This window comes from Microbacterium sp. CBA3102, assembly GCF_007954505.1.
Lineage (GTDB): Bacteria > Actinomycetota > Actinomycetes > Actinomycetales > Microbacteriaceae > Microbacterium > Microbacterium aurugineum.
In genome coordinates this window covers 3181891-3206621 of record NZ_CP042412.1, presented here as the reverse complement: position 1 = coordinate 3206621, position 24731 = coordinate 3181891, and the positions used below count along the sequence as shown (strand labels likewise).

24 protein-coding genes are annotated in these 24731 nt (G+C 67.5%); 17 read left to right on the top strand and 7 right to left on the bottom strand.

Features of this window, described 5'->3' with window-relative positions; translation table 11 throughout:
* Positions 1–28 precede the first annotated feature (28 nt).
* Entirely contained in the window at positions 29–289 is a 261-nt protein-coding gene (gene rpsT / locus FGL91_RS15410; protein WP_047519918.1) for a 30S ribosomal protein S20, read from the bottom strand.
* A gap of 222 nt (positions 290–511) precedes the next feature.
* On the opposite strand from rpsT, the gene FGL91_RS15405 reads away from it, so the two are divergent.
* Positions 512–1885 (top strand): glycoside hydrolase family 1 protein, encoded by a 1374-nt coding sequence (locus FGL91_RS15405; RefSeq protein WP_153244245.1) that lies wholly within the window; start codon positions 512–514, stop codon positions 1883–1885.
* Positions 1882–3117, top strand: coding sequence for an MFS transporter (locus tag FGL91_RS15400; protein WP_153244244.1), 1236 nt, complete (start codon positions 1882–1884; stop codon positions 3115–3117). The genes FGL91_RS15405 and FGL91_RS15400 overlap by 4 nt, the downstream gene beginning before the upstream one ends.
* Here the strand turns inward: FGL91_RS15400 and FGL91_RS15395 are convergent.
* From FGL91_RS15395 to FGL91_RS15375, 5 genes are all read right to left on the bottom strand, one after another.
* Positions 3112–3843: an alpha/beta fold hydrolase gene (locus tag FGL91_RS15395; RefSeq protein WP_153244243.1), complete on the bottom strand. Its 732-nt coding sequence runs from the start codon at positions 3841–3843 to the stop codon at positions 3112–3114. The two genes, FGL91_RS15400 and FGL91_RS15395, sit on opposite strands and share 6 nt — an antisense overlap.
* 72 nt (positions 3844–3915) lie before the next feature.
* Positions 3916–5625: an ABC transporter family substrate-binding protein gene (locus FGL91_RS15390; RefSeq protein ID WP_153244242.1), complete on the bottom strand. Its 1710-nt coding sequence runs from the start codon at positions 5623–5625 to the stop codon at positions 3916–3918.
* A 116-nt stretch (positions 5626–5741) separates the two neighbouring features.
* A complete protein-coding gene (locus FGL91_RS15385) occupies positions 5742–7670 on the bottom strand; it encodes an ABC transporter ATP-binding protein (protein WP_153244241.1) in 1929 nt (642 codons plus the stop codon).
* The gene (locus FGL91_RS15380; protein WP_047519929.1) at positions 7667–8581 is read right to left on the bottom strand and encodes an ABC transporter permease; all 915 of its coding nucleotides are present in this window, start codon (positions 8579–8581) and stop codon (positions 7667–7669) included. The genes FGL91_RS15385 and FGL91_RS15380 overlap by 4 nt, the downstream gene beginning before the upstream one ends.
* Position 8582: 1 nt before the next feature.
* Positions 8583–9566: an ABC transporter permease gene (locus FGL91_RS15375; protein WP_047519931.1), complete on the bottom strand. Its 984-nt coding sequence runs from the start codon at positions 9564–9566 to the stop codon at positions 8583–8585.
* Between the two features lie 240 nt (positions 9567–9806).
* Between FGL91_RS15375 and lepA the strand changes: the two genes are divergently transcribed.
* From lepA to hemW, 4 genes are all read left to right on the top strand, one after another.
* Complete coding sequence (gene lepA / locus FGL91_RS15370) at positions 9807–11660, top strand: translation elongation factor 4 (RefSeq protein WP_047519933.1); 1854 nt, start codon at positions 9807–9809, stop codon at positions 11658–11660.
* Between the two features lie 29 nt (positions 11661–11689).
* Positions 11690–12157: a DUF1990 family protein gene (locus FGL91_RS15365; RefSeq protein WP_134351397.1), complete on the top strand. Its 468-nt coding sequence runs from the start codon at positions 11690–11692 to the stop codon at positions 12155–12157.
* A gap of 77 nt (positions 12158–12234) precedes the next feature.
* Positions 12235–12888 (top strand): DUF1990 family protein, encoded by a 654-nt coding sequence (locus FGL91_RS15360; RefSeq protein WP_047519935.1) that lies wholly within the window; start codon positions 12235–12237, stop codon positions 12886–12888.
* Positions 12888–14105, top strand: a complete 1218-nt coding sequence (gene hemW, locus FGL91_RS15355; protein WP_153244239.1) for a radical SAM family heme chaperone HemW — start codon at positions 12888–12890, stop codon at positions 14103–14105. The genes FGL91_RS15360 and hemW overlap by 1 nt, the downstream gene beginning before the upstream one ends.
* A 13-nt stretch (positions 14106–14118) precedes the next feature.
* Here the strand turns inward: hemW and FGL91_RS15350 are convergent, their stop codons facing one another.
* Positions 14119–15537, bottom strand: a complete 1419-nt coding sequence (locus tag FGL91_RS15350; protein ID WP_227991644.1) for a carboxylesterase/lipase family protein — start codon at positions 15535–15537, stop codon at positions 14119–14121.
* A 102-nt stretch (positions 15538–15639) separates the two neighbouring features.
* Between FGL91_RS15350 and hrcA the strand changes: the two genes are divergently transcribed.
* From hrcA to FGL91_RS15295, 11 genes are all read left to right on the top strand, one after another.
* Positions 15640–16671, top strand: coding sequence for a heat-inducible transcriptional repressor HrcA (hrcA, locus tag FGL91_RS15345; protein WP_047519941.1), 1032 nt, complete (start codon positions 15640–15642; stop codon positions 16669–16671).
* 36 nt (positions 16672–16707) lie between these two features.
* Entirely contained in the window at positions 16708–17823 is a 1116-nt protein-coding gene (gene dnaJ, locus FGL91_RS15340) for a molecular chaperone DnaJ (RefSeq protein ID WP_131491196.1), read from the top strand.
* A gap of 2 nt (positions 17824–17825) precedes the next feature.
* Positions 17826–18554, top strand: a complete 729-nt coding sequence (locus FGL91_RS15335) for a 16S rRNA (uracil(1498)-N(3))-methyltransferase (RefSeq protein ID WP_153244237.1) — start codon at positions 17826–17828, stop codon at positions 18552–18554.
* A 57-nt stretch (positions 18555–18611) separates the two neighbouring features.
* Positions 18612–18962, top strand: a complete 351-nt coding sequence (locus tag FGL91_RS15330; RefSeq protein ID WP_047519947.1) for a histidine triad nucleotide-binding protein — start codon at positions 18612–18614, stop codon at positions 18960–18962.
* Positions 18963–19041: 79 nt separating this feature from the next.
* Positions 19042–20067, top strand: coding sequence for a PhoH family protein (locus tag FGL91_RS15325; protein WP_153244759.1), 1026 nt, complete (start codon positions 19042–19044; stop codon positions 20065–20067).
* A complete protein-coding gene (gene ybeY / locus FGL91_RS15320; RefSeq protein ID WP_047519949.1) occupies positions 20064–20522 on the top strand; it encodes an rRNA maturation RNase YbeY in 459 nt (152 codons plus the stop codon). Before FGL91_RS15325 ends, ybeY begins: the two co-directional genes overlap by 4 nt.
* Positions 20519–21814 (top strand): hemolysin family protein, encoded by a 1296-nt coding sequence (locus FGL91_RS15315; protein ID WP_047519951.1) that lies wholly within the window; start codon positions 20519–20521, stop codon positions 21812–21814. Before ybeY ends, FGL91_RS15315 begins: the two co-directional genes overlap by 4 nt.
* A complete protein-coding gene (gene era / locus FGL91_RS15310) occupies positions 21789–22703 on the top strand; it encodes a GTPase Era (RefSeq protein WP_153244236.1) in 915 nt (304 codons plus the stop codon). Before FGL91_RS15315 ends, era begins: the two co-directional genes overlap by 26 nt.
* 54 nt (positions 22704–22757) lie before the next feature.
* Entirely contained in the window at positions 22758–23279 is a 522-nt protein-coding gene (locus FGL91_RS15305) for an RNA polymerase sigma factor (protein ID WP_153244235.1), read from the top strand.
* The gene (locus FGL91_RS15300; RefSeq protein ID WP_153244234.1) at positions 23279–24259 is read left to right on the top strand and encodes a hypothetical protein; all 981 of its coding nucleotides are present in this window, start codon (positions 23279–23281) and stop codon (positions 24257–24259) included. Before FGL91_RS15305 ends, FGL91_RS15300 begins: the two co-directional genes overlap by 1 nt.
* On the top strand, positions 24256–24729 hold the full coding sequence (locus FGL91_RS15295; RefSeq protein WP_153244233.1) for a hypothetical protein: 474 nt from the start codon (positions 24256–24258) through the stop codon (positions 24727–24729). Before FGL91_RS15300 ends, FGL91_RS15295 begins: the two co-directional genes overlap by 4 nt.
* Positions 24730–24731 lie beyond the last annotated feature (2 nt).

Here is a 24731-nt window from a genome sequence, read left to right as displayed (position 1 = left end):
GGGACGGGCCTTCCTGAGAAGCTTCGGCTCAGAGGGAAGCGACCTGCTTGGCGAGCGACGACTTGCGGTTCGACGCCTGGTTCTTGTGCAGGACACCCTTGCTGACGGCCTTGTCGAGCTTGACGGAAGCCTTCTTCAGGCCGGCCTCGGCTGCTGCCTTGTCGCCGGCGGTGACTGCCGTGCGGGTGGAGCGGATGAGGGTCTTGAGCTCGCTCTTCACGGCCTTGTTGCGCTCGTGTGCCTTCGCGTTGGTCTTGTTGCGCTTGATCTGCGACTTGATGTTTGCCACGTGTGGACGCTTTCTGTACAGGAGTGTTCGGAATGCCGGCAGCAGAAGAGGGCTGCTGCACAGCGGTCGTGAGGGAAGAACCCACACGCAAGCCAAGAGTCGAGTCTACCAGCAGACGGGGCGCTCGCGCGAAACGGCGAGCAGAATGCGAAACTCGGTCGCGCAATCGATGGTACCGGGTGCAGAATCATCACTGTCCCGACATCGATGTCAAGGAGCCCCATGATCCCTGCACGTGATCGTCCGTCTGTGCCCGTCGGGCTCCGTTGGTCCGCAGCGACCTCGGCCTTCCAGATCGAGGGGGCCCGTCCCACGGGGTCGACCGGGCGCTCCATCTGGGACGACTTCCTCGAACGGCCGGGCGCGATCATCGACGGGTCGACGGCGGACCCTGCATGTGACAGCTACCGACGACCGGAGTCCGACGTGGCCCTCGCCGCGGGGCTGGGCCTCGACCGTTACCGGTTCTCCATCCCGTGGGCACGCGTGCAACCCGGAGGTCGGGGCTCGGGGGACCGCGCGGCGCTCGACCATTACTCCCGGCTGGTTGACCACTTGCTCGAGGCCGGGGTCGCACCGTTTCCGACCCTGTTCCATTGGGAGATGCCCAGCGAGGTCGAGGCCGACGGTGGCTGGCTCCAGCGCGACACGGCCGAGCGCTTCGCCGACTACGCGACCATCGTCGCCGCCTGTCTCGGCGATCGCGTCGAGCAGTGGTACACGCTCAACGAGCCGGCGATGACGACGTTGCAGGGGTATGCGGTCGGCGCGCTCGCTCCCGGGAAGGAACTGCTCTTCGGCGCCCTGCCCACCGCCCACCATCAGCTCCTCGCGCACGCCCGTGCGGCTACGGTGCTGCACGGCCACGGCGCCGCCTCCGTCGGCCTCGTGAACAATCACACCTGGGTCCTCCCGCTCCGCGACACCGCCGAGGACCACCAGGCCGCCGCCGTGTACGGCGTGATCCACAACCGCGTTTTCAGCGAACCGCTCCTCGCCGGCCACTATCCGGATCTCGAGGCACTCGGGCTGCCACCGCTGCCCGTGCGCGACGGGGATCTGGAGGAGATCGCACGGTCGATCGACTTCTACGGCATCAACTTCTACAACCCCACGACGGTCACCGCTGCGGCGGAGGGAAGCCCGATACCGTTCGACATCGTGCCGACCCCCGGCGTCCCCGTCACCGGCTTCGGACCCGAGTGGCCCATCATGCCCGGTGCCCTGCGCGATCTGCTGATCGACCTGCACACGCGGCATCCGCATCTCCCGCCCGTGATCATCGGAGAGAACGGGGCGTCCTTCCCTGAGCCCGAGCGGGCTGCGCTCGTGGACGACACCGATCGCATCGACTATCTCTCAGGTCACATCGCGGCGGTTGGCGAGGCGATCGACGCCGGGGTGCCCGTCGAGGAGTACACGGTGTGGTCGCTCCTGGACAACTGGGAGTGGGCCGACGGGTACACCCAACGGTTCGGATTGGTGCACGTGGACTTCGAGACGGGCGAGCGCACACCCAAAGCGTCGTACGAGTGGTATCGCGACCTCATCGCGCGGTCGCGGGCGGCTTCCATCGCCGCGGAGGAGGCGCGGTGACCGGCGTCTCCGGCCCCCGCACGGTCAAGGCGGGCGCACGATGGATGTCGGTGTTCACGCTGGCGTGGCTCGCGATCTGGACGGTGCAGCTCACCCCCGTGCAACTGCTGCTTCCTCTGCAGCTCGACACTCCCGAAGACGACTGGATCCGCGGCGTGGTGTCTTCGGGGCTCGTCCTCGGGATCGGGGGACTCGCCGGTATCGTCGCGGGTCCCGCCGCCGGGGCGCTCTCTGATCGTGCGGCCGCGGGACGCCACCGCCGACGCCCCTGGGCCCTCGGGGGCGTTCTGCTCACCGCCGTGTGTCTCATCCTCACCGGTTTCGCCGAGGGACCCTGGGCCGTGGGCGCGGGCTGGGTCGGTGTGTCGATCGGCGTCGCCGTCTCCTCCGCAGCTTTCACGGCGCTCATCGCCGACCAGCTGCCCTCGACGCAGCGCGGCGCGGCGTCCGCAGCGGTGGGATCGAGTCAGGCGGTGGGCATCGTGCTCGGTGTCGGACTGGTGGTACTGCTCGGGCTCGACGTCCGCGCCGGCTATCTGCTGCTCGCCGCGGTGATCGCCGTCGTCGGCACCGGTGCGGCCCTGCTGCTGCCCGACCCGCCGAGTACCGAGGCGCTGCGGCCGAAACCTGGCGGACGCCGACCGCTCGCCTCCCTCCGCGACCGCGACTTCGCTTGGATGCTCTCGGGACGCCTCGTGACGAACGTCGGCAATGCTCTCGGCACCGCGCTGTTCCTCTTCTTCCTCTTGCATGGTCTCGGTCAGCCGACCGCTGCCGCTCAGGACAATCTCCTGCTGCTGATCGTGGTGTACACCGTGTTCGTCGTGCTCGCTTCCGTGGTCACCGGCATCGTGTCGGACCGGACAGGGAACAGGCGCACGCTCACCGTCGCCGCAACCGTCGTCCAGGCGGCCTCGGGCGTGGCGATCGCCCTGGTGCCCACGTTCGAGATGACCATGGTGGCCGCGGCTCTCATGGGATTGGGGTACGGAGCCTTCTCGACGGTCGGTCTCGCGTTCGCGGCCGACCTGCTCCCTGACGCACAGGATCACGCCAGGGACCTCGGGATCGTCAACGTCACCGCAGCCCTGGGACAGCTGATCGGACCGGTGCTCGGTGCGGCACTGGTCGCTCTCGTCGGCGGCTTCTGGCTCGTCTTCGTCGCTGCTGCCCTGCTGTCGCTGGTGGGAGGACTGCTCACCGCGTTCGCGCGCCAGCCGTCGCGCTCATGAGCCGGGCTGCTCCTCTTCCACCGTCGCGATGGCCAGCTGCAGCACGGCGTTGAAGACCCGTGGCCGCATCGCCGTGACCAGGTGCGTCGTGCGGGGCACGATGAGGAGCTCCGCATGGGGCGCGAGACGTCGGAACAAGGACTCGTTCAGACGCAGCTGGTCGTACTGCCCGTTCACGAACCAGAGCGGGACCGTGATCCGGGGGACGGCGGCGGCGATGTCCAGTGCGGCGAGGCTGCGCAGCGCCGTGTCCTGCATGTCCAGTGCATATCCACCGGCGGCGAAGTCGGATCTGGTCTCCGTGGGGATGGTGGCCTCGAGGACGCGACCGGTCAGCCACATACCGCGATCAGGCAGCGAGTCGACGGCCCGGGCGAAGAGGCGATAGGCGCGGAGTCCCGCACCGTGGGGGAGCGAGGTGCACGACGCCGCGACGAGAGCGGCCACCGGCGGTCGCTGTGCCCCGCCGACGTAGGCGAGACACAGCAGCCCGCCCATCGAATGCCCCACGAGCACGACGGGGCCCTTCTCCGCTGCCGCACGTACGGCGGCATCGATCGTGTGGAGCGCTTCGTGCAGCGTGAAGTCCTCTTCCATGCGGCTCCCGTGCCCGGGGAGATCGACCGCGGTCGACGCATACTCCTGCTCGTCGAGATACGTGGTCTGTGCGCGCCACATCGTCGCGGACGTGCGGATACCGTGCACGAGGACGATCTGGGTGCTCACGCGAACAGCATAAAGAAAGCGGGGCCGGTGAATGAACCACCGGCCCCGCTTCGATGCGAACGTCAGAGGATGTTACTTCTCCCAGCCGACGTTCTCGACGGGCTGGATGCCGAACAGGTCGAGACCCACGTAGGGCTCCGGCGTCAGGTTGGCGAGGCCTTCCTGGACCGTGTAGATCTGCGGGCCGTTGTACAGCGGGATCAGGCCCCAGCGCTTGTAGATCTCGGGCTCGAGCTCCATCGCGGCAGCGGTCTGAGCCTCGGGGTCGGACTGCGACTCGACCTTGTCCTTGATCTCGGCGTCGAGTTCGGCGTCACCGACACCCGACAGGTTGAGACCCGAGTCCGAGCAGTACAGCTGGCAGAACCAGGCGGCACCGAACGGGTCGGACGAGGTGAAGCGGAGACCGGAGACATCCCAGTTCTTCGAGGTGTAGTCCTCAGAGAACTGGCTGGCGGGACGGACCTCGACCTGGACGTCGATGCCGACCTCCTTCTCCTGCGCCTGCAGCGACTGTGCGAGAGCCTTCGAGGTGGCCGTGTCGTTCCAGATGGGGTAGACCACCGAGAGCTTCACGCCGTCCTTCTCACGGATGCCGTCCGAACCCTCGGTCCAGCCGGCCTCGTCGAGCAGCTTCTTGGCGCCCTCGACATCGAACTCCCAGCCTGCGGCCTTCATCGAGTCGGTGTAGCCGGGCTGGAACGAGAACAGGGTCAGCGAGCCGGCCGGGTCCTCTTCATAGCCGAGGCCGTTCCACGCGATCTGCTTCTGCTGGTCGATGTTGATGGCCTTGAAGAACGCCTCGCGGACCTTGACGTCCTCGAACTGCGGCTTGGAGGAGTCGACCTGCAGAATCGTGTTGGCCGTCTGCTGCGCGCGGTAGACCTTGGCGCCGTCGACGTCCTTGACCTGGTCGATGAGCTCCTGGGAGCCCGTCTCCACCATGTCGACCTCGCCGTTCTTGAAGGCGTTGACGCCGGCCTGGCCGTCCATACCCGTCATGGTGACCTTGTCGAGCAGCGGAGCGTCGCCCCACCACTCGGGGTTCGGCTTGAACGAGATGTAGCCCTTGGTCGCGTCATACTCGTCGACCGTGTAGGGACCGGCGCCCCACTCCGGGTGCGGGTTCTCGATCATCGCTTCGTTGAAGGTGTCCGGGTCTGCGAGTGCCGGGTGGATGACGCCACCGTTGAAGGGCATCTGCGGCCAGGCGAACTCGCCCTTGAAGGTGACGATCGCCGTCTTGGCGGTGTCGCCCTGCTCGACGGACTCGATGTCCTTGTAGCCGTCGGTGGCGTTCGGGTTGAAGCCCTCGTCGTAGGAGCGGTTGGCCTTCCACGTGGCGTCGATGGCGGTCCAGTCCATGTCCGTGCCATCGTTCCAGTGGGCCTCGTCGGTGAACGTGAAGGTCAGGACCGTCTTGCCATCCTTGACTTCGTTCTTCCACTCGTCGAGGTAGTTGTCGTTCTTGTACTGCGTGCCGTCCGGCTCCATCAGGATCAGCTGCGGCGTGTACCACGCGGCGATGCGTGCGGTGTCGGCGCTGCCGTCACTGTTGAAGGCGTTCAGCTGCGGCGGCACCTCACGGATCGCGAAGTTGACCTCGCCACCCTCCTGGAGGTTCTCGCGAGGCTGCGGGTTGTAGTCCGCCATCTCGACGTCGGTCTTCTCGCCGTTGTCGCCATTGTCGCCACTGCCGCTGTTGCCGGCAGCGCACCCGCTGAGCGCGAGTGCGAAAGCGCCGGTGAGTGCCAGCGCTCCCATCAGCTTGTACTGCTTCATGGTGCTCCTTTCGCCTTTCGGCGTGTCATAAGGGGAGAATAGTTCGCCCGGTACACGAATGCGGCCGAGCCAAGTGAATGCCGCCTAACCGTTATCGGACGGTGATCCGTCTCCGGTCAGGAGACGTTCGACAGGCCCGAGGTGGTCTCTGGATCGAAGACGATCCGCTGCCGCGTCCGCTCGATGTCGGGGTCGGGGACCGGGATCGCCGACAGCAGCGCCTTGGTGTACGGATGCCGGGGATTGTCGAAGACATCGTCCACGTCGCCGTGCTCCACGAAGTCGCCCAGGTACATGACGGCGACGCGATCCGCGATGTGACGTACCACGGAGAGGTCGTGAGCCACGAAGAGGTACGACAGGCCGAGCTTGACCTTGAGGTCGTCCAGGAGGTTGATGACGCCCGCCTGAATCGACACGTCGAGCGCCGACACCGGCTCGTCGAGCACCACGATCTTGGGGTTCGTCGACAGTGCACGGGCGATGCCGATGCGCTGCCTCTGCCCGCCCGAGAACGCCTGCGGGAACCGATCGCGATGCGCCGGGTTGAGGCCCACGAGGTCCATCAACTCACCGACGCGTCGGTTCACCTCCGCCTTCGGGGTGCCGATGGCCGTCAGCGGCTCGGAGATGATGTCCGCGACCGTCATGCGCGGGTCGAGCGCACCCATCGGGTCCTGGAACACGATCTGGATGTCGCGCCGCAACTCCCGCTCCACCTTGCGACTGCGGATGTCGTTGACACTCGTCCCGGCGATGACGATGTCACCCTCGGTCTGCTTGACCATGTCCATGATCTGCAGCAGCGTCGTGGTCTTCCCGCTCCCGGACTCGCCCACGATCGCCATAGTCTCGCCTTCGCGGACGTCGAAGCTGATGCCCTTGACGGCATGCACCTCGCCGACCTTGCGCTTGAGGAAGGCGCCCTTGAGGAGCGGGAAGGTCTTGGTGAGGTTCTTCACCTCGAGCGTGATGGGACGCTCCTCGCGGGGCAGGCGGGTGAGTTCGCTCTCCGGCGCCTCCCTGACCGGATACACCGGCAGTCCGCCGAGCAAGCCGCCGTCCTCGATCTCACTCGAACGGATGCAGGCGGCGCGATGTGCCTCGCCACCGCTGGTCAGGACGGGGAGGAGTTCCGGCTCACGCGTCCGGCACGCATCCATCACGATCGGGCAGCGGTCGGCGAACGGGCAGGCGTCGGGGAGGTTGATCAGGAGGGGCGGGTTGCCCTTGATCGGGGTCAGCGGTTCCTTCTCGGCCTTGTCCACGCGGGGGATCGCGCCGAGGAGTCCGATGGAGTAGGGCATCCTCGTCTGGTGGAACAGCTCGCGCACGGGCGCCTGCTCCACGGGCTTGCCGGCGTACATCACCATGACGTCGTCCGCGGTGCGGGCCACCACGCCCATGTCATGCGTGATCATCATGACAGCGGCGCCGGTCTCGGCCTGCGCCTTCTCGATCAGGTCGAGGATCTGCGCCTGGATCGTGACGTCGAGCGCCGTCGTCGGCTCGTCGGCGATGATCAGCTTCGGGTCGTTCGCCATCGCGATCGCGATCACCACGCGCTGACGCATTCCTCCGGAGAACTCGTGGGGGAACGCCTTCATCCGCTTCTCGGGCTCGGGGATGCCCACGAGCTTGAGCAGATCGATCGCCCGGGCGTTCGCCTCCTTGATGCTGAGGTTGCGGTGCACCGTGAGCGCCTCGATCAACTGGGTGCCGATCGTGTACACGGGCGTCAGCGAGGTCAGCGGGTCCTGGAACACCATCGAGATGCCGTTGCCACGGATACGGGAGAGCTGCGCGTCGGTCTTTCCGAGAAGCTCCTGCCCGTCGAACAAGATCGAGCCGGAGATCTTCGCGTTCTCGTCGAGCAGGCCCATGACGGCCAGCGAGGTGACGGACTTCCCGGAGCCGGACTCACCGACGATGCCGAGGGTCTTGCCGGCCTCCAGGTCGAAGGAGACGCCGCGCACGGCGTCGACACGGCCGGCTTCGGAGGCGAAGCTGACGGTGAGGTCGCGGACGGACAGTACGGGGCTCATGCGCGGCCTCCTGCAGCCGAGGTGGGGTCGAGGGCGTCACGCAGGCCGTCGGCGATCAACGCCATCGACACGGTCAGCAGCGTGAGCGTCAACGCCGGGAAGTAGAAGAGCCACGGAGAGCTCGTGATCGACGTGCTGCCCTCTCCGATGAGTGATCCGAGGGAGACGTCGGGGATCTTCACACCGAAGCCGATGAACGACAGGCCGGTCTCCGTCGTCACGGCCGCGACGATACCGAGCGTGAAGTTGATGACCAGCAGAGATCCGATGTTGGGGACCAGGTGTCGCAGCACGATGCGTGTGCCTCGGACGCCCATGTAGCGCGCCGCCTGCACGTACTCCCGCTCGCGAAGCGACAGTGCCATGGTCCAGATGATGCGCGCGGGGAAGAACCAGCTCACGAAGATCATCACGAGGGCGATGACCCACCAGACGCCTCCCGAGTCGTTCGAGATGACGGACAGCATCAGGAAGGTGGGGACAACCATCATGAAGTGGATGACCAGCAGCGCGATGCGTTCGAACCAGCCGCGGAAATAGGCGGCGGCCGTGCCGACGAGGGCCGACAGAATGGTGGTTCCGACCGACACCGTGATCGCGATCATGAGCGAGCGCTGCAAGCCGACCGCGGTCTGGGTGTAGGTGTCGTTTCCGGCGCCGTTCGTGCCGAACCAGTGCGCTGCCGAGGGCGGCGTGCTCAGTGCGAGGAAGTCCATGTCATTGACGGCGTACGGAGACAGCACCGGGCCGAGGGTCGCGAACAGGATCAGGGCGAGCAGGACGACGATGCCGCCGACGGCCGGCTTGTTGCGCATGTAACGGCGTGTGTAGAGCGTCCACTTCGAGAGGGACTTGCGGGGAGCTGCCTCGGTGGACGGCTCGACCAGCGGATCGATCATTTCGGTGGTCATATCAGCTCACCCTCACTCGCGGGTCGAGGACGACGACGACGACGTCCGCGAGGACCGCGCCGATCGCCGTCAGCACGGCGCCGAACGCGGCGACCGCCACCACGCCGTTGATGTCGTTCTGGTTGATGGTGTCGAGGAAGTAGCGGCCCATGCCCTGCCAGGCGAAGATCGACTCGGTCAGGATCGCGCCGGTGAAGATCGTCGGGATCGTGAAGGCGACCTGGGTCGCGACCGGGATGAGCGACGTGCGGAGGGCGTGTTTGCGGACCGCCTGCGCTTTGGTCAGTCCCTTGGCGCGAGCGGTGCGCACGTAGTCCGCGTTGATGTTGTCGAGCAGGAGCGAGCGCTGGAGGAAGTGGTACTGGGCGTAGCCGACGAGCACGAGCGCGATCGTGGGCAGCGTGACGTGCTGGAGCGCGTCGATGATGGTCGGGAAGAAGCCGGTCACGCCCGGGCTGGAGGAGCCGGTGACGTAGAAGATCCGCACCCCTGTCCACTCGTTGAGGGCGATGGCGAGGAGCACGACCGCGAGGCCGGCGACGATGATGTTGATGTTCATCGTGATGATCGAGGTCGCCTGGCCGATGCGGTCGGCGAGCTTGTACTGGCGGGACGCGGTGTAGACACCCAACCAGATGCCGAGCACGGCGGCGATGATCGTCGCACCGAGCACGAGCTCCGCGCTGACCCACATGCGGTAGGCGACCTGCTCGTTGACCGACTGCCCGGTGGGGCTCGTGCCCCAGTCCCAGCGGAACAGGATGCCGCTGAACCAGTTCCACCACCGCTCCATGAGCGGCACGGTGTCGCTGAGGTTGCGCGGGATCAGGACGTTGTCGATCTGCTCCGGCGTCAGGGGTGGTCGTCGCCCCACGTAGTTGCTGCGCGGGTCGAGGAATCCCCACGCGAGGAAGAACGTGAGGTTCGTCGCGACCACGATCATGAGCAGCCAGCCGAGTGTTCGGCGCAGGAGGTACTTGATCAAGGGGTCAGTCTTTCTCTTCTACAGACGCGCTCGGGATCAGCCGACGCAACGCTGAGTCAGTTGGATTACGGAATCGCCATCCACCGAACTCTGCGATGCGACAACCGCCACGGGGTCTGTGATGGAGTCTTATCGCTTGCGGGATCCGGTGTCACGGAATTTCCCAGGCAACTTCGGGAGACTATCACCGGAATGCGGGAATCGGGGATTAGCGCCCCCTCACCGTAGAATCGAAGGGACATGTCCCCACGCGCTCTCACACCTCTCCAGCCTGCCTCGACGCCGGCTGCGCAGATCCGCAATTTCTGCATCATCGCCCACATCGACCATGGCAAGTCGACGCTCGCCGACCGGATGCTCCAGATCACCGGCGTCGTCTCGGACCGCGACATGCGGGCCCAGTACCTCGACCGCATGGACATCGAGCGCGAGCGCGGGATCACCATCAAGAGCCAGGCCGTTCGGATGCCGTGGGAGCTCGACGGTCAGACCGTGGCCCTGAACATGATCGACACACCCGGCCACGTGGACTTCACCTACGAGGTCTCGCGTTCGCTCGCGGCCTGCGAGGGAGCCATCCTGCTCGTCGACGCGGCGCAGGGAATCGAGGCGCAGACGCTCGCGAACCTGTACCTCGCGCTGGAGAACGACCTCCACATCATCCCGGTGCTGAACAAGATCGACCTGCCGGCCGCCGACCCCGAGAAGTACGCGAAGGAACTGGCCTCGCTCATCGGAGGCAAGCCCGAGGATGTGCTGCGCGTCTCGGGCAAGACCGGCGTCGGCGTCGAGGAGCTGCTCGACCGGCTGGTCCAGGACATCCCGGCTCCGGTCGGCGACGCGGATGCCCCCGCCCGCGCGATGATCTTCGACTCGGTGTACGACGCGTACCGCGGTGTCGTCACGTATGTGCGCATGGTGGACGGCAGTCTCTCGCCGCGCGAGCGCATCCAGATGATGTCGACCGGGGCCAACCATGAGGCGCTCGAGGTCGGCGTGTCGAGCCCGGAGCCGACCCCGACCAAGGGGCTCGGCGTCGGCGAGGTGGGCTACCTGATCACGGGTGTGAAGGACGTTCGCCAGTCGAAGGTCGGAGACACGATCACCACGTCTCGGAAGCCGGCATCGGAACCTCTGCCGGGGTACACCGACCCGAAGCCGATGGTCTTCTCCGGTATCTACCCGATCGACGGCAGTGACTACGCCGAGCTCCGCGAGGCCCTCGACAAGCTCAAGCTCTCGGACGCCTCGCTCCAGTACGAGCCCGAGACCTCGGTCGCGCTCGGTTTCGGTTTCCGCTGTGGTTTCCTCGGTCTGCTCCACCTGGAGATCGTCACGGAGCGCCTCGCCCGCGAGTTCGGACTCGACCTCATCACGACCGCGCCCAGCGTGATCTACGAGGTGCTCACCAGTGACACGGGCGAGACGGTCACCGTGACCAACCCGAGCGAGTACCCTGACGGGCGCATCGGATCGGTCTCGGAGCCCATGGTGAAGGCCGCGATCCTGCTGCCGAAGGACTACGTCGGCACCGTGATGGAGCTGTGCCAGTCGCGCCGCGGCACCCTGCTCGGCATGGAGTACTTCTCCGAGGAGCGTGTCGAGCTGCGCTACAACATGCCGCTCGGTGAGATCGTGTTCGACTTCTTCGACCAGCTGAAGTCCAAGACGCAGGGCTACGCCTCTCTCGACTACGAACCCTCCGGACAGCAGGAAGCCGACCTCGTCAAGGTCGACATCCTCCTCCAGGGCGAGAAGGTCGACGCCTTCAGCTCGATCGTCCACCGGGACAAGGCCTACGCCTACGGCACGATGATGGCCGAGCGCCTGCGCAAGCTCATCCCTCGTCAGCAGTTCGAGGTCCCGATCCAGGCGGCGATCGGCGCGCGCATCATCGCCCGTGAGACCATCCGGGCGATCCGCAAGGACGTGCTGGCGAAGTGCTACGGCGGCGACATCACCCGTAAGCGCAAGCTCCTCGAGAAGCAGAAGGAGGGCAAGAAGCGCATGAAGATGGTCGGCCGCGTCGAGGTCCCCCAGGAGGCGTTCATCGCCGCGCTCTCGGGAGACGTCGAAGGCAAGGACAAGAAGTAGTCGTGCCGCTGCCCGCGTATCCGCGGGGGATGACGCGTCATCCGCTCGTCGCCGTGCCCGAGGGCATGCTCGGCGAGGAGAACTCGACCACCGTGGCACCGGCGGTACGCGACGCGGTCGCGGCGCTGGTGAGCACGTGGGAGTTCAAGCGGCGCGCGGGTTTCGAGACACCTGCGGGTGCACCGATGCCTGAACTCGAGGGCGTGCTCGCCAAGCGTGTCTTCGGCATCCGCTTCGCGGAGCCCGTGCGCGTCGTCTGGGCCGACGCGAGTGGTTTCGGTTACGAGACCCGTCCGGGGCATCCGATCTACGGCGAGGAGTCGTTCCGGATCGACGAGCGGGGCGTGTTCACCGCCCGGTCCGTCTCGCGCCCTTCGACCTGGTTCTGGCGGATGCTCGCGCCTGCGCTGCGGAGGATGCAGCGCTCGACCCACGCCGAGTACGTCCGGATCGTCCAGGAGGCGGCCAGGGCAGCGGAGGCGGAGAGCCCGCGCTGAGCGGTTCGGAGCCGGCATGTGACCTCGTGCGGCGCGTGGGGGTGTTCGCTCAGGCAACGCGAAGTAGGGTGGAGGTCATGCGGCGCGGGACTTTCCGAGACGACACGGTGGACTATGCGGCCGTGGGTGCGACCCATGCGCCCGATCTGATGCACTACCCGCCGGAGCGCAGCATCCCGGCGGAGGAATCCTGGCGGATCGGCAGCGGCGTCGAGCGGTTCCAGACCGCCGGGGAAGCTCTCCTGTCCTGGACGGCGCAGCGCGCTGCCGGGCTCTCGGTCGAAGACGTGCGGCCGGCACCCGGACCCGCATACGCGGGCGTGAGCTTCGACGCCGAGGGGAATCCGATCGCCCCGAGCAAGCGCGATGTCGAGCCCCGCTACGACGCCGAGGGCATGCCGTTCGTCGGTGCAGGGATGACGTTGCACCTGCGCGGACGAGTCGCGGGGATGCGCGCCGACGCCGAGCTCCGCGTGATCTCGGTCACGGAAGAGACCCGGCGCATCGGATTCGTCCTCGGCACCGTCGGCGGGTCCGTCGTCAGCGGTGAGGAGTCGTTCGACGTCGACTGGCGTGAGGACAACGACGAGGTGTGGTTCACCGTGCGAGCGTTCGACGCACCGAACGCCCTCATCTACCGGACGATTCCCGCCCTCATGAAGCGTCGACGCCGCGAGCTGTTCGCGCGCTACCTGCGGGCGATCTCGCCGCTCTACGCGACCCCCGTCTGATGGCGGGACCGCTCCCTCTCGGAGATCCGGCGCCGACGGACGGGCATCTTCCCTCCGACCTCGTGATCGACCCGAACGTCCCGTTCTCCGCCTACCTGCACATTCCGTTCTGCACCGTGCGCTGCGGTTACTGCGACTTCAACACGTACACCTCGACCGAGCTGCGCGGGGCGAAGCAGGAAGACTACGCATCGACGTTGATCTCCGAGATCGCGCTCGCCCGTCGGGTGCTGGCTGATGCCGGGGCACTGCGTCCGATGGACACGGTCTTCTTCGGGGGTGGCACTCCGACACTCCTCCCCGCGGGAGATCTCGCCCGCATGCTCGAGGCGGCGACCGGAGCCTTCGGCCTCGCGGACGGGGCGGAGGTGACCGTCGAGGCGAACCCCGACACCGTGACCCCCGCGGTCGCCCGCACACTCGCCGACGCCGGCGTCACGCGGATGTCGGTGGGCATGCAGTCCGCCGTTCCCCACGTGCTCGCGGCCCTCGATCGCACGCACCGCCCCGAGAACGTGCGCACCGCGGTGGCTGCGGCGAAGGACGCCGGACTGGCGGTGAGCGTCGACCTGATCTACGGTGCACCGGGGGAGTCGCTCGCGGATTGGGAGGCATCTCTCGATGCGGCACTCGACCTCGAGCCCGACCACATCTCGGCGTACGCGCTCATCGTCGAGGACGGCACCAAGCTCGCGCGCCAGATTCGTCGGGGCGAGGTCCCGACGCCGGACGATGACCTGCAGGCCGACATGTACGAGCTCGCCGATGCCCGCCTCGGGGCCGGGGGTTTCGATTGGTACGAGGTGAGCAACTTTGCGCGCACTCCGGATCGACGCTCGCGGCACAACCTGGCCTATTGGCGGGGGACTGACTGGTGGGGGTTCGGCCCCGGTGCGCACAGCCACGTGGCCGGTCTGCGGTGGTGGAACGTGAAGCACCCGGCCGCCTACGCGCAGAGGCTCGCGGCATCCGAGTCGCCGGCGGCGGGAACCGAGCGCCCCGATGTGGAGTCGCGCACGCTGGAGCGGATCCTGCTGCTCAGCCGGATCCGCGAGGGGATCGCCGTCGATGAGATGCCCGCCGGGAACCGGAGCCGGGTCGCGGGCCTCATCGCCGATGGCCTCGTCGACCCTGCGGCCGCGATCCGGGGGCGCATCCAACTGACTCTGCGAGGGCGGCTCCTCGCAGATGCCGTGGTACGTGCGCTGACCGACTGACGCCGGAGCGCTGTCAGCCCGGAAGCAGGTCCATGCCCGCGGTGCGGCGCTGCGGCACCGTCGCACTGACCGTATCGAACACCCGCGTGCGACGCTCGGAGCCGTACACGGGCCAGCCCGGATCTCCGCCGCTCACGAACCCGACCCAGGCTGTGTTCATCTCGGTCGCGAGTGCGCCCGGTGCCGCGGTGCCGGCGAGTCGGCGCGCCTCCTCATCGTCGAGCCGGTCGAACACGAAGCCGAGTTCGAGCGCATGCGCCGCTCGGAGGTCTCGAATGGGACTGGGCCACGCGAATTCGTAGACGTGCGTGCTCTCGGGGCGTGCGGATGCCACACGGCTCAGCGGTGCGCGCAGCATCATGTCGGTGACGAGTTGCCCGAAGACCTCTCCCGTGTTCGCTCCGGGGAAAGCGGACCGGTACTCGGACACCGCGCGGCGCGGGATGCGCGAGAGGACACGTGCGGCCTGCAGCTTGAACTCGCCGATGCCGGCGAGCGCCTCGGGCGGGAACCACAATCGGTACTCGTCGGTGTTGCTGCCGATGAGCAGCGGCGTGTCGATCTCGCCGAGGACCTCGTGTGGGGACCGCGGAAGGCTGTCCGGATCGATCGCGATCTGGAAGCCGGGTGCGCCGCCGAGCGGAGACGAGCCTGCGGACTGTTCTCTCCTCGCGTCGAGGAGCTGCGCGGGCGAGAGCGCGGCGAACGAGTCCCGATCGGCGCGGACCCCGAGGCGCTTCGCGAGCTGCGCCGTCACACGTCCCGCCTTCTTCGGGGTCTGCGCCTGGAGCGGGCCCGACTCGATGATCGCGCGACTGATGAGAGCGCGGGAGTCGTCTCGGGCGAGCAAGGCCGCGACGATCGCGCCGCCCGCCGATTCCCCCATCGCCGTGATCTGCGACGGATCCCCGCCGAACGCCGAGATCTCGCGGTGCACCCACTCCACGGCCGCGGCGGCGTCGCGCAGACCGAGATTGCGGGGGGCGCCGTCGAGGACGGAGAAGCCCTCGGAACCGAGACGGTAGTTGATGGAGACGAAGACGATGCCCGCCCTGGCGAACACCGCCCCGTCGTAGAGCGGCAGCGCGGCAGTGCCCCGCTCGAGCGCTCCGCCATGAATCCACAGCAGCACGGGGGCATCGGACGCGTCGGTCGGAGCCCACACGTTCGCGGTCAGGATGTCGTCACCGTCGAGGATCACCGACCCCAGCAGCTCGCCGATCGGACCCGCGTACGGCACCTGCGGTGAGGTCGGGCCGAAGCGGGTGGCCTCGCGGACGCCGGACCAGGCATCGACCGGCTGGGGGGCGCGGAATCGGTTCGCCCCGAACGGCGCCTGCGCATAGGGAATGCCGAGGTAACGGACGACCCCGCCCTCCTCGGTGCCGCGGACGATGCCGCACGACAGGGTGGCCTGGGGTGAGGTGGTCATGAGCGTCATCCTAGGGTTGCGCGTCTGCAGTACGGAGATTACCGAGCTGAACGGGGTAGGATTGGCACTCTGAACGTCCGAGTGCCAGCGGAAGGGAAGGCGATGGTCACAGAGCGAGGACTCCAGGTTCTCCGCGCGATCGTGCAGGACTACGTCGAGACCCACGAACCCGTCGGCAGCCGTTCCATCGTGGACCGCCACTCCTTCGGGGTCTCCGCGGCGACCATCCGCAACGACATGGCGCTGCTCGAAGACGAAGAACTCATCACGGCGCCGCACACGTCTTCAGGGCGGGTGCCCACCGACAAGGGCTATCGCGTCTTCGTGAATCATCTCGCGCAGCTGCGACCACTCTCCTCGGCGCAGCGGTCCGCCATCGAGTCGTTCCTCGGCGAGCCGGCCGACCTCGACGACCTCATGGTGCGCACGGTCCGGGTGCTGACCCAGCTCACCGGCCAGGTCGCACTCGCGCAGTACCCCTCGTTCGCCCGCGCACACGTCACGCATGTGGAGCTCGTCGCGCTGGCGCCCAATCGGCTCCTGATCGTCCTCGTCACCGACGCCGGGGGAGTGTCGCAGCGTGTGGCCATGCTGCCGGAGGCGATCGACGAGGCCGAGATGGCGGTGCTGCGGGCGCGCCTATCGGCACTGATCACGGGGCAGGGCATCGGCGAGGCATCCGATCGGCTTCAGGGGCTGCTCGCGGCGGATGAGGTGGCCAAGGACCGCGTGCTGCGTTCGATCGCCGGTGTCGTGATGGATGAACTCGGCGGGTTCCGGCAGGAGCGTCTGGTGATGGCGGGTGCCGCCACCCTCGCACGTCGAGAACAGGACTTCCGTGGAAGCATCCACCCGCTTCTCGAAGCGATCGAGGAGCAGGTGACGCTGCTGCGGCTGATGAGCGAGATGGTGACCGACGAGCACGGACTCGCGGCCAGCATCGGCACGGAGAACGCGCCGTTCGGCCTCGGTGAGGCATCGATCGTCGCCAGCAACTACGCCGCCCCGAGCGGTACGGCGCGGGTCGGCGTCATGGGGCCGACGCGCATGGACTACCCGAGCAACCTCGCCGCAGCACGGGCCGTTGCCCGCTACCTGTCGCGGATGCTCGACGAAGACGAGGCCGGCCGCTGACGCGGCCGCCGAGAGAACACACGCAGAAAGGCGATTGTGGCGGACCACTATGAGGTTCTCGGGGTGTCCCGGGACGCTTCCACCGACGAGATCAAGAAGGCGTATCGACGTCTTGCGCGACAGCTGCACCCGGATGTGAATCCCGGTGAAGACGCAGCGGAGCGCTTCAAGCTCGTCACCCACGCGTACGACGTCCTCAGCGATGACGACTCGCGTCGCCGCTACGACATGGGCGGCGGGGACGGCGCTGCCGGCAACTTCGGCGGCTTCGGCGGCTTCGGGGACATCTTCGAGACCTTCTTCGGTGCGTCGCAGGGCGGTGGGCGCGGCGCGCGTCCGCGTTCGCGTCGGGAGCGCGGGCAGGACGCACTCGTGCGGGTGTCCCTCGATCTGGGCGACGTGGTGTTCGGTGCGCATCGCGACATCGAGGTCGATACGGCCGTGCTGTGCGAGACCTGTCAGGGGTCCTGCTGCCAGGAGGGCACCTCGCCCGTCACGTGCGACATCTGCGGTGGCTCGGGGCACGTGCAGCGACAGGTGCGGAGCCTCCTCGGCAACGTCGTGACCTCCCAGCCGTGCGGCACCTGCGAGGGGTACGGCACCACCATCCCGCATCCGTGCGGCACCTGCGGCGGGCAGGGACGCGTGCGCTCGCGTCGGACGGTCTCCCTCGACATCCCGGCCGGCGTCGAGACCGGACTCCGCCTCCAGCTCCCCGGTTCCGGGGAGGTCGGCAAGGCGGGCGGTCCGAACGGAGATCTGTACGTCGAGGTGACGGTCAACGCCCACCCGGCGTTCAGCCGTGACGGCGATGACCTGCTCGCGACGCTCGAAGTGTCGATGACCGACGCGATCCTCGGCACCGAGACCACGATCCAGGGACTGGATGGTGAGGTCGATCTCGAGATCCGGGCCGGCGTGCAGTCCGGTGACGTGCTGACCATCAAGGGGCGAGGCATCACCCCGCTCCGTGGCACGCAGCGCGGTGATCTGCGCGTCGGCGTCCAGGTGCTCACCCCGACCAGGCTCGATTCGGCGCAGCGGGCTCTCATCGAGGACTTCGCGAAGAAGACCAAGGCCCCGGACCCCCAGCTCGCGCAGTTCCAGCAGGGCCTCTTCTCGAAGCTCCGCGATCGTTTCCGCAGCCACTGATCATGGCGCTGCACTTCGTGGTCGAGTCGGCATCGGACGCGGTCGCCGGCGATGTCGTCTCCTTGACCGGGGCCGAGGCGAAGCACGCGGCCGTCGTCCGTCGACTTCGGGTCGGTGAAGAGGTGACCGTCGGCGACGGAGCAGGAGTGTGGCTGACCGGTGCAGCGGAGGAGGTGTCCCCGACACGCGTGGAGGTGCGAATCGCCCGGCGCTCGGAGCACCCGGCTCCGTCTCCGCGGATCACCCTCGTCCAGGCGCTGGCGAAGGGCGACCGGGACGAGCTCGCCGTGCAGGCGGCCTGCGAGCTCGGAGTCGACGAGATCGTGCCCTGGCAGGCGGCGCGCAGTGTCTCCCGCTGGGAAGGGCCGAAGGCGGTGAAGGGCCGCGAGCGGTGGTCGACCATCGTCCGCGAAGCCGCCAAGCAGGCCCACCGCGCGTGGCTTCCGGACGTCGTCGCGCCGGTGTCGACGAAACGACTCGCCGAACGTGCGAGCTCACAGCGTCTCCTCGTGCTCGACCCCACCGCGGCGGTGCGCCTGTCGGAGATCGAGGCAGACGGCCGTGATCTGATGCTGGTGGTGGGGCCGGAAGGCGGGATCTCGGACGAGGAACTCGACCGGCTCACCGAGGCGGGTGCCGAGCGCGTGCGTCTCGGCGACACGGTGCTGCGCACATCGACGGCAGGTCCGGCCGCGATCGCCGTGCTCTCCGTGACCCTCGGGCGCTGGTGACCTCCCGCGCCGAGGCGACAGGGGAGCGCGCATGCCGCGATCAGTAGACTTGAGCACATGACGGAACCCTCGATCTTCACGCGCATTCTGAACGGGGAGATCCCTGCCGAGATCCTCGGGGAGACGGAGCGGGTCTTCGCGCTGCGGGACATCGCTCCGCAGGCTCCCGTGCACCTGCTCGTCGTACCCAAGTCCGCCGACTACCGCGACGTCACCGAACTCGCTGCCGGAGACCCGTCGCTCCTGGCCGAGATGGTCGCGTTCGCCACGGAGTTGGCTGCGGAGCACAGCGACGACGGCGACTTCCGCCTCGTCTTCAACACCGGCGCCGGTGCCGGACAGACCGTTTTCCACGTCCATGCGCATGTGCTGGCCGGAGGATTGACTGAGAAGAGTGTCGGTGCCTGAGAATCACGAACCGCAGGAGCGCAGCCTGGGCGGCCGGCCTCCCGAGTCCGTCGAGACGATCTATGCCGACGGAGTCGCCATGGTGCAGCTGCTCGGCCCGCAGGACCGTCTGCTGCGGATGCTCGAGAGGGAGCATCCTGACGTCCAGGTGCTCGTCCGCGGGAACGAGATCACCCTCAGCGGTGACACCGACGCGGTCGGGAAGGCGAAGACGCTCGTGGAGGAGCTGCTCGCGATGACCCGGGCCGGGCACGATCTGGCTCCGAGCGACGTCTCCAGTTCCGCACGCATGCTGCGTCAGGAGGGGGGACCGCGTCCCAGCGAGGTGCTCGGTGAGGCGATCCTGACGACGCGCGGCAAGGTGATCCGTCCGAAGACCCTCGGCCAGAAGGAGTACGTCGACGCGATCGAGGAGAACACGGTCGTCTTCGGCATCGGCCCTGCTGGTACCGGCAAGACCTACCTCGCGATGGCGAAGGCCGTTCAGGCGCTGCAGCGCAAGGAGGTCACCCGGATCATCCTCACGCGGCCCGCGGTCGAGGCGGGGGAGCGGCTCGGGTTCCTTCCCGGCACGCTCACCGACAAGATCGACCCGTACCTGCGGCCGTTGTACGACGCCCTCAACGAGATGATGGACCCGGAGATCGTCCCGCGTCTGATGGCGACGGGGACCATCGAGGTCGCTCCGCTCGCTTACATGCGCGGGCGCACGCTGAACGATTCTTTCGTCGTGCTCGACGAGGCCCAGAACACCACGCCCGAGCAGATGAAGATGTTCCTCACCCGTCTCGGCTTCGGCACGCGGATGGTGGTGACGGGCGACATCACCCAGGTCGACCTCCCGCAGGGCTCGTCCGGTCTCCGACTCGTGACGCGTGTGCTCGACGGTATCGACGACATCCACTTCGCGCGGCTCACGAGCGCCGACGTCGTGCGGCACTCGTTGGTCGGCCGCATCGTCGACGCGTACAGCGAGTACGACGAGAAGCGCACCGCCCAGCGCTTCGAACGCGAACAGGCCGCCGAGTTCGCCAACAGGGCCGACCGCCGAGGGGCGCAGCGCCCCGGACCGCGGGACCGCATGCCGAAACGAGGACTCTCATGATCGAGATCAACAACGAGTCGGCCATCGACGTCGACGAGACCGTGCTGCAGCGGCTCACGGACTACAACCTCGCGCAGCTCCACGTCAGCCCGGATGCCGAGGTCGCCATCGTCCTCGTGGACGAGGGTGCCATGGAGGCGCTTCACGTGCAGTGGATGGACGAGCCCGGTCCCACCGACGTGCTCAGCTTCCCGATGGACGAGCTCCGTCCCGGTACCGAGGACCGTCCGACCGCTCCGGGACTGCTGGGCGACATCGTGCTGTGCCCCCAGGTGGCCGAGACGCAGGCTCAGGCGGCGAAGCACACCCTGATGGACGAGCTCATCCTGCTCACCACGCACGGGCTGCTCCACCTCCTCGGCTTCGATCATGCTGAACCCGACGAGGAGCGTGAGATGTTCGGACTGCAGAAGGAGCTGATCCAGGGCTTCGCCGCGTCCGAACGCCGCCGATGACGGCCGTCCTCCTGCTCATCGGAGCCGTCCTGCTGGTCGCCTTCGGCGGTCTCATGGCCGCGATCGATGCCGCGTACGGTGTCACCTCCCGCGTCGGTCTCGCCGATATGGCGAATGAGGGGCGCAAAGCGAAGGCTCTGCGACGCATCGCCGCCGATCTGGATGCGCACGTCAACGCGGTCGCCTTCATCCGCGTGCTGGCGGAGGTCACCGCAGCCGTCCTCGTGACGGTCGCGTTCACGATCCTCATCGACAACAACTGGTGGGCGATGCTCGCCGCCGCCGTGCTGATGACGGCGATCACGTTCGTGCTCGTCGGTGCGAGTCCGCGCTCCTTCGGCCGCCAGCACGCCGAAGGCATGATCCGCCGGACCGCGTCGATCGTGCGCGGCCTCCGCATCATCCTCGGCCCGCTCGCCCAGGCGCTCGTGGTGCTGGGCAACAGGGTCACGCCGGGCACCGGCCGCAGCTCCTTCACCAGTGAGGATCAGCTGCTCAGCATGGTCGACGAGGCCGCCTCGAACGACCTCATCGAGGAAGACGATCGCGACCTCATCCACTCGGTGTTCGATTTCACCGATCAGTTCGTCCGCGCCGTGATGGTGCCCCGGACCGAGATGGTGACGGTCGATGCGACCGCCACGACCGACGAGGCGATGTCGCTGTTCCTGAACCGCGGCGTCTCGAGGATGCCGGTCGTGGATGATGACGCGGATGACGTCGTCGGCGTTCTGTATCTCAAGGACCTCGTGCAGTTCGCGTATCGCGATGACAGCGCCTGGCGGGCCGCGTCGATCCGGCCGATCGCACGGCCTGCGACCTTCGTGCCGGAGTCCATGCGCGCGGAGACGCTGCTGCAGCAGATGAAGCGCGACGCCGTGCACGTGTGCCTGGTGATCGACGAGCACGGAGGAATCTCGGGGCTCGTGACGCTGGAGGACCTGATCGAGGAACTCGTGGGAGAGATCTCGGATGAGTACGATCAGGTATCCGCAGAATTCGTCGATCTCGGTCACGGACGATACCGCGTGAGTGCGCGTCTCTCCCTCGAAGACGTGGGCGATCTCTTCGGCCTCGAACTCGAGGATGAAGACGTCGACTCGATCGGCGGCTTGCTCGGCAAGGCGCTGGGGCAGGTTCCGCAGCCCGGCGCGACGGCCACCGTGGCAGGGCTGGTTCTGACGGGTGGGGCATCTCGTGGTCGTGGTCGCGGGATCGCGACGGTGTTCGTGGAACGGGCGGCAGGGGAACCTGTCGCGACGCAGGATGAAGGAGAGCGAGACGATGACTGAGGAAACCCGAAGCGGGTTCGTGACGTTCGTCGGTCGACCCAACGTCGGCAAGTCGACGCTGACGAACGCTCTCGTCGGTGAGAAGATCGCGATCACCAGTGAGAAGCCCCAGACGACACGGCGCGCCATCCGCGGCATCGTGAACCGCCCGGAAGGGCAGCTCGTCATCGTCGACACCCCGGGGATCCACAAGCCGCGCACGTTGCTCGGCGAACGGTTGAACGACCTCGTGGAGCAGGTGCTCGGTGACGTCGACGTGATCGGATTCTGTGTCCCGGCCACTGAGAAGGTCGGCCCGGGGGATCGACGGATCGCGGCTTCGCTCGACGGCTACCCGCGGGCGAAGAAGATCGCGATCGTGACGAAGACCGATGCGGCGGCCCGTGACGAGATCACCGCGAGGCTGCTCGAGGTGGATGCTCTGCGCGAGGACTGGGCAGCGGTCATCCCGCTCTCGGCACTCACCCGCGATCAGCTTGATGTGCTCTCCGACGAGATCCTGCTGCTGATGCCGAAGGGCCCCGCCTTGTATCCGGAGGGGATCACGACGGACGAGTCCCAGGAGGACCGCATCGCCGAGATGATCCGCGAAGCAGCGCTCGAAGGAGTGCGTGACGAGCTCCCGCACTCGATAGCGATCGTGATCGACGACATCGCGCCGCGCGAGGGCACCGACCTGACCGACGTGCACGCCTCGATCGTGGTGGAACGTGATAGCCAGAAGGCGATCATCATCGGTCACAAGGGCAAGCGTCTCAGCGAGGTGGGAGCTCGTGCCCGTAGCGGTATCGAGGAACTGCTCGGCACCCGTGTGTTCCTGGGCCTGCATGTCAAGGTCGCGAAGGAGTGGCAGCGCGACCCGAAGCAACTCGGCAGACTCGGCTTCTGACATGCGAGCAGGTCACACGTCGATGGCGGCGGGAAGGCCGCCGACCCCGGCGACATGAACGATCGCAGCGAAGACCCGAATCCGCTGCGCGACGAGGTCTTCATCCGAGTGTTCGATGAGCACTGGGCAGCAGTTCGGCACCACATCGAAGGAGTCGTCGCGGACGACCAGGAAGTCACCGAGATCGTCTCGGAGGTCTTCCTGAGCGCGTGGACCCGGCTCCGGCCTGCTCGTCCGCCCGGCCGGGTCTGGTTGCTCCGCGTCGCCGACCGGCACCTGCGTGCGCGTGTCGGACCGAAGTCGATGCCGCACAGTGCGCTCGAGGCCGTGCATCGGGGGGTCTTCGGGGAGGACGAGGAATCCGGCCGGGAGGGTCGTTTCGAAGTCATCCGTGCTTTGGGTGTCCTCACTCAGGAACAACGGCGTATCATCATGCTGACGTACTGGGATGGACTCGCGGTGGGGGAGATCGCGCAGTTGATGCGCGCTTCCGAGTTCCGCGTGCGGAAGAGGCTGAGCCAAGCACAGGATCGCCTGCGTGCGGAGCTGGGCCTGGGAGGGGGTGATGACGGGTGATGACGCAGAACGCGGTGCTCGAGCGCATGCTGACCGACGCCGACCCTGCTTCCACGCCTCGTGACGCGTCGCCGGATGTACGGGCGCTCGCGACCCGCGATCGCATCCTCCGCACGACGCGTGCTCCGAGACGACCTCGCGCGCGCACGCTCGGGTGGGCCGGCGGTCTCACCGCGGTCGCGGCGTCCGCCGCGCTGGCGTTCGCCGTCTTCGCACCGCAGGGTGCCGCCGTCGCCGGAACGCCGTCGCCGCTCGACTTCAGTGGCTCATCGACCGTCGCCCAGATCGTCGATGAGGCGGGCGTCGCCCTCGCGAACTCGACGGGACCTTCGATCCCGTCGCGCACGGTCAGGACGGCCTCGTGGGGATTCTCGGTCGAGGTCGACACCGAGACCACGACCGTCGTCCCCCAGCTCTCGACGCTCACCTGGGAGCCCGACGGTTCCGGACGGATGACCATCATCGCGGGTGTTCCCTACGATCCGGAAGACGCGGTCGCCAGCAATGGGGCCGAGGTCACCAGCAGCGGCGAGGTCGTCACCGATCTGATCATGGGAGAAGGCGACTTCGAGACCCCGTGGAAGACGGTTCCCGGCGAGACCGGCGAGGACATGGTCGCTATGCTCCGCGCGTTCGGCATGCCGGAGGATCCGACGGCCTTCGAGGTGGAGACGGCGATGACCACGGCGCTCGACCAGTGGACGCTGACCGACGCGCAGCACGAGGAACTGCTCGTTCTGCTCGCGGAGACGGGCGGCGGCGAAGCTCTCGGGACGACGACGGATCGACTGGGCCGACCGGTGGCCGGCATCCGCGTCCTGTCACCGGACGAGGCCGTGAGCGACCTGATCCTGGTGTCGCGCGAGACCGGTCGGATCGTCGGCATCGAACGCACGGTGCTGAAGGATGACGGGGTGTTCTCCGCGGGCGCCATCATCTCCTACCGGATGTGGGACCTCGATGAGGACACCGTCCGATGAAGCTCCGCACCGTGCTGGCGGCCGTCCTGTTCGGCGCCGTCCTGGCGTGGGCAGCGGTGCCGACGATGGCTTCGGCGCGCGATGATCATGACGTGGACCCGCTGGTCGCGGCGATACTCGACGAGGTCCCCGGTGGTGTGATCGTCGATGCGACTCACGCCGTGTGGCCGGCGCTGGACATGGCTCTGAGCGTGCCGTCGGCATCGGACCTGACGGCGCGCTCCGTCGGGAGCTGTGCGACCGGCAGGTTCTGCGCATACAACGCGCTCTCCCTGGCCGGAGGTTCGCTCTCGTTCGGAGGCTGCGGAGTCAACACCGTGCCGCCGAGCTTCACCGTGCGGTCCGTGGCGAATGCGCGCAGTGCCGGATATGTCCAGGCACGCAACGGTGCCACCGTGTTGAAGACGGTGAGTGCCGGAAACTGGGCGAACGTGTCCGGTACCGTGAACAACCTTCGCTGCGCCGCCTGAGC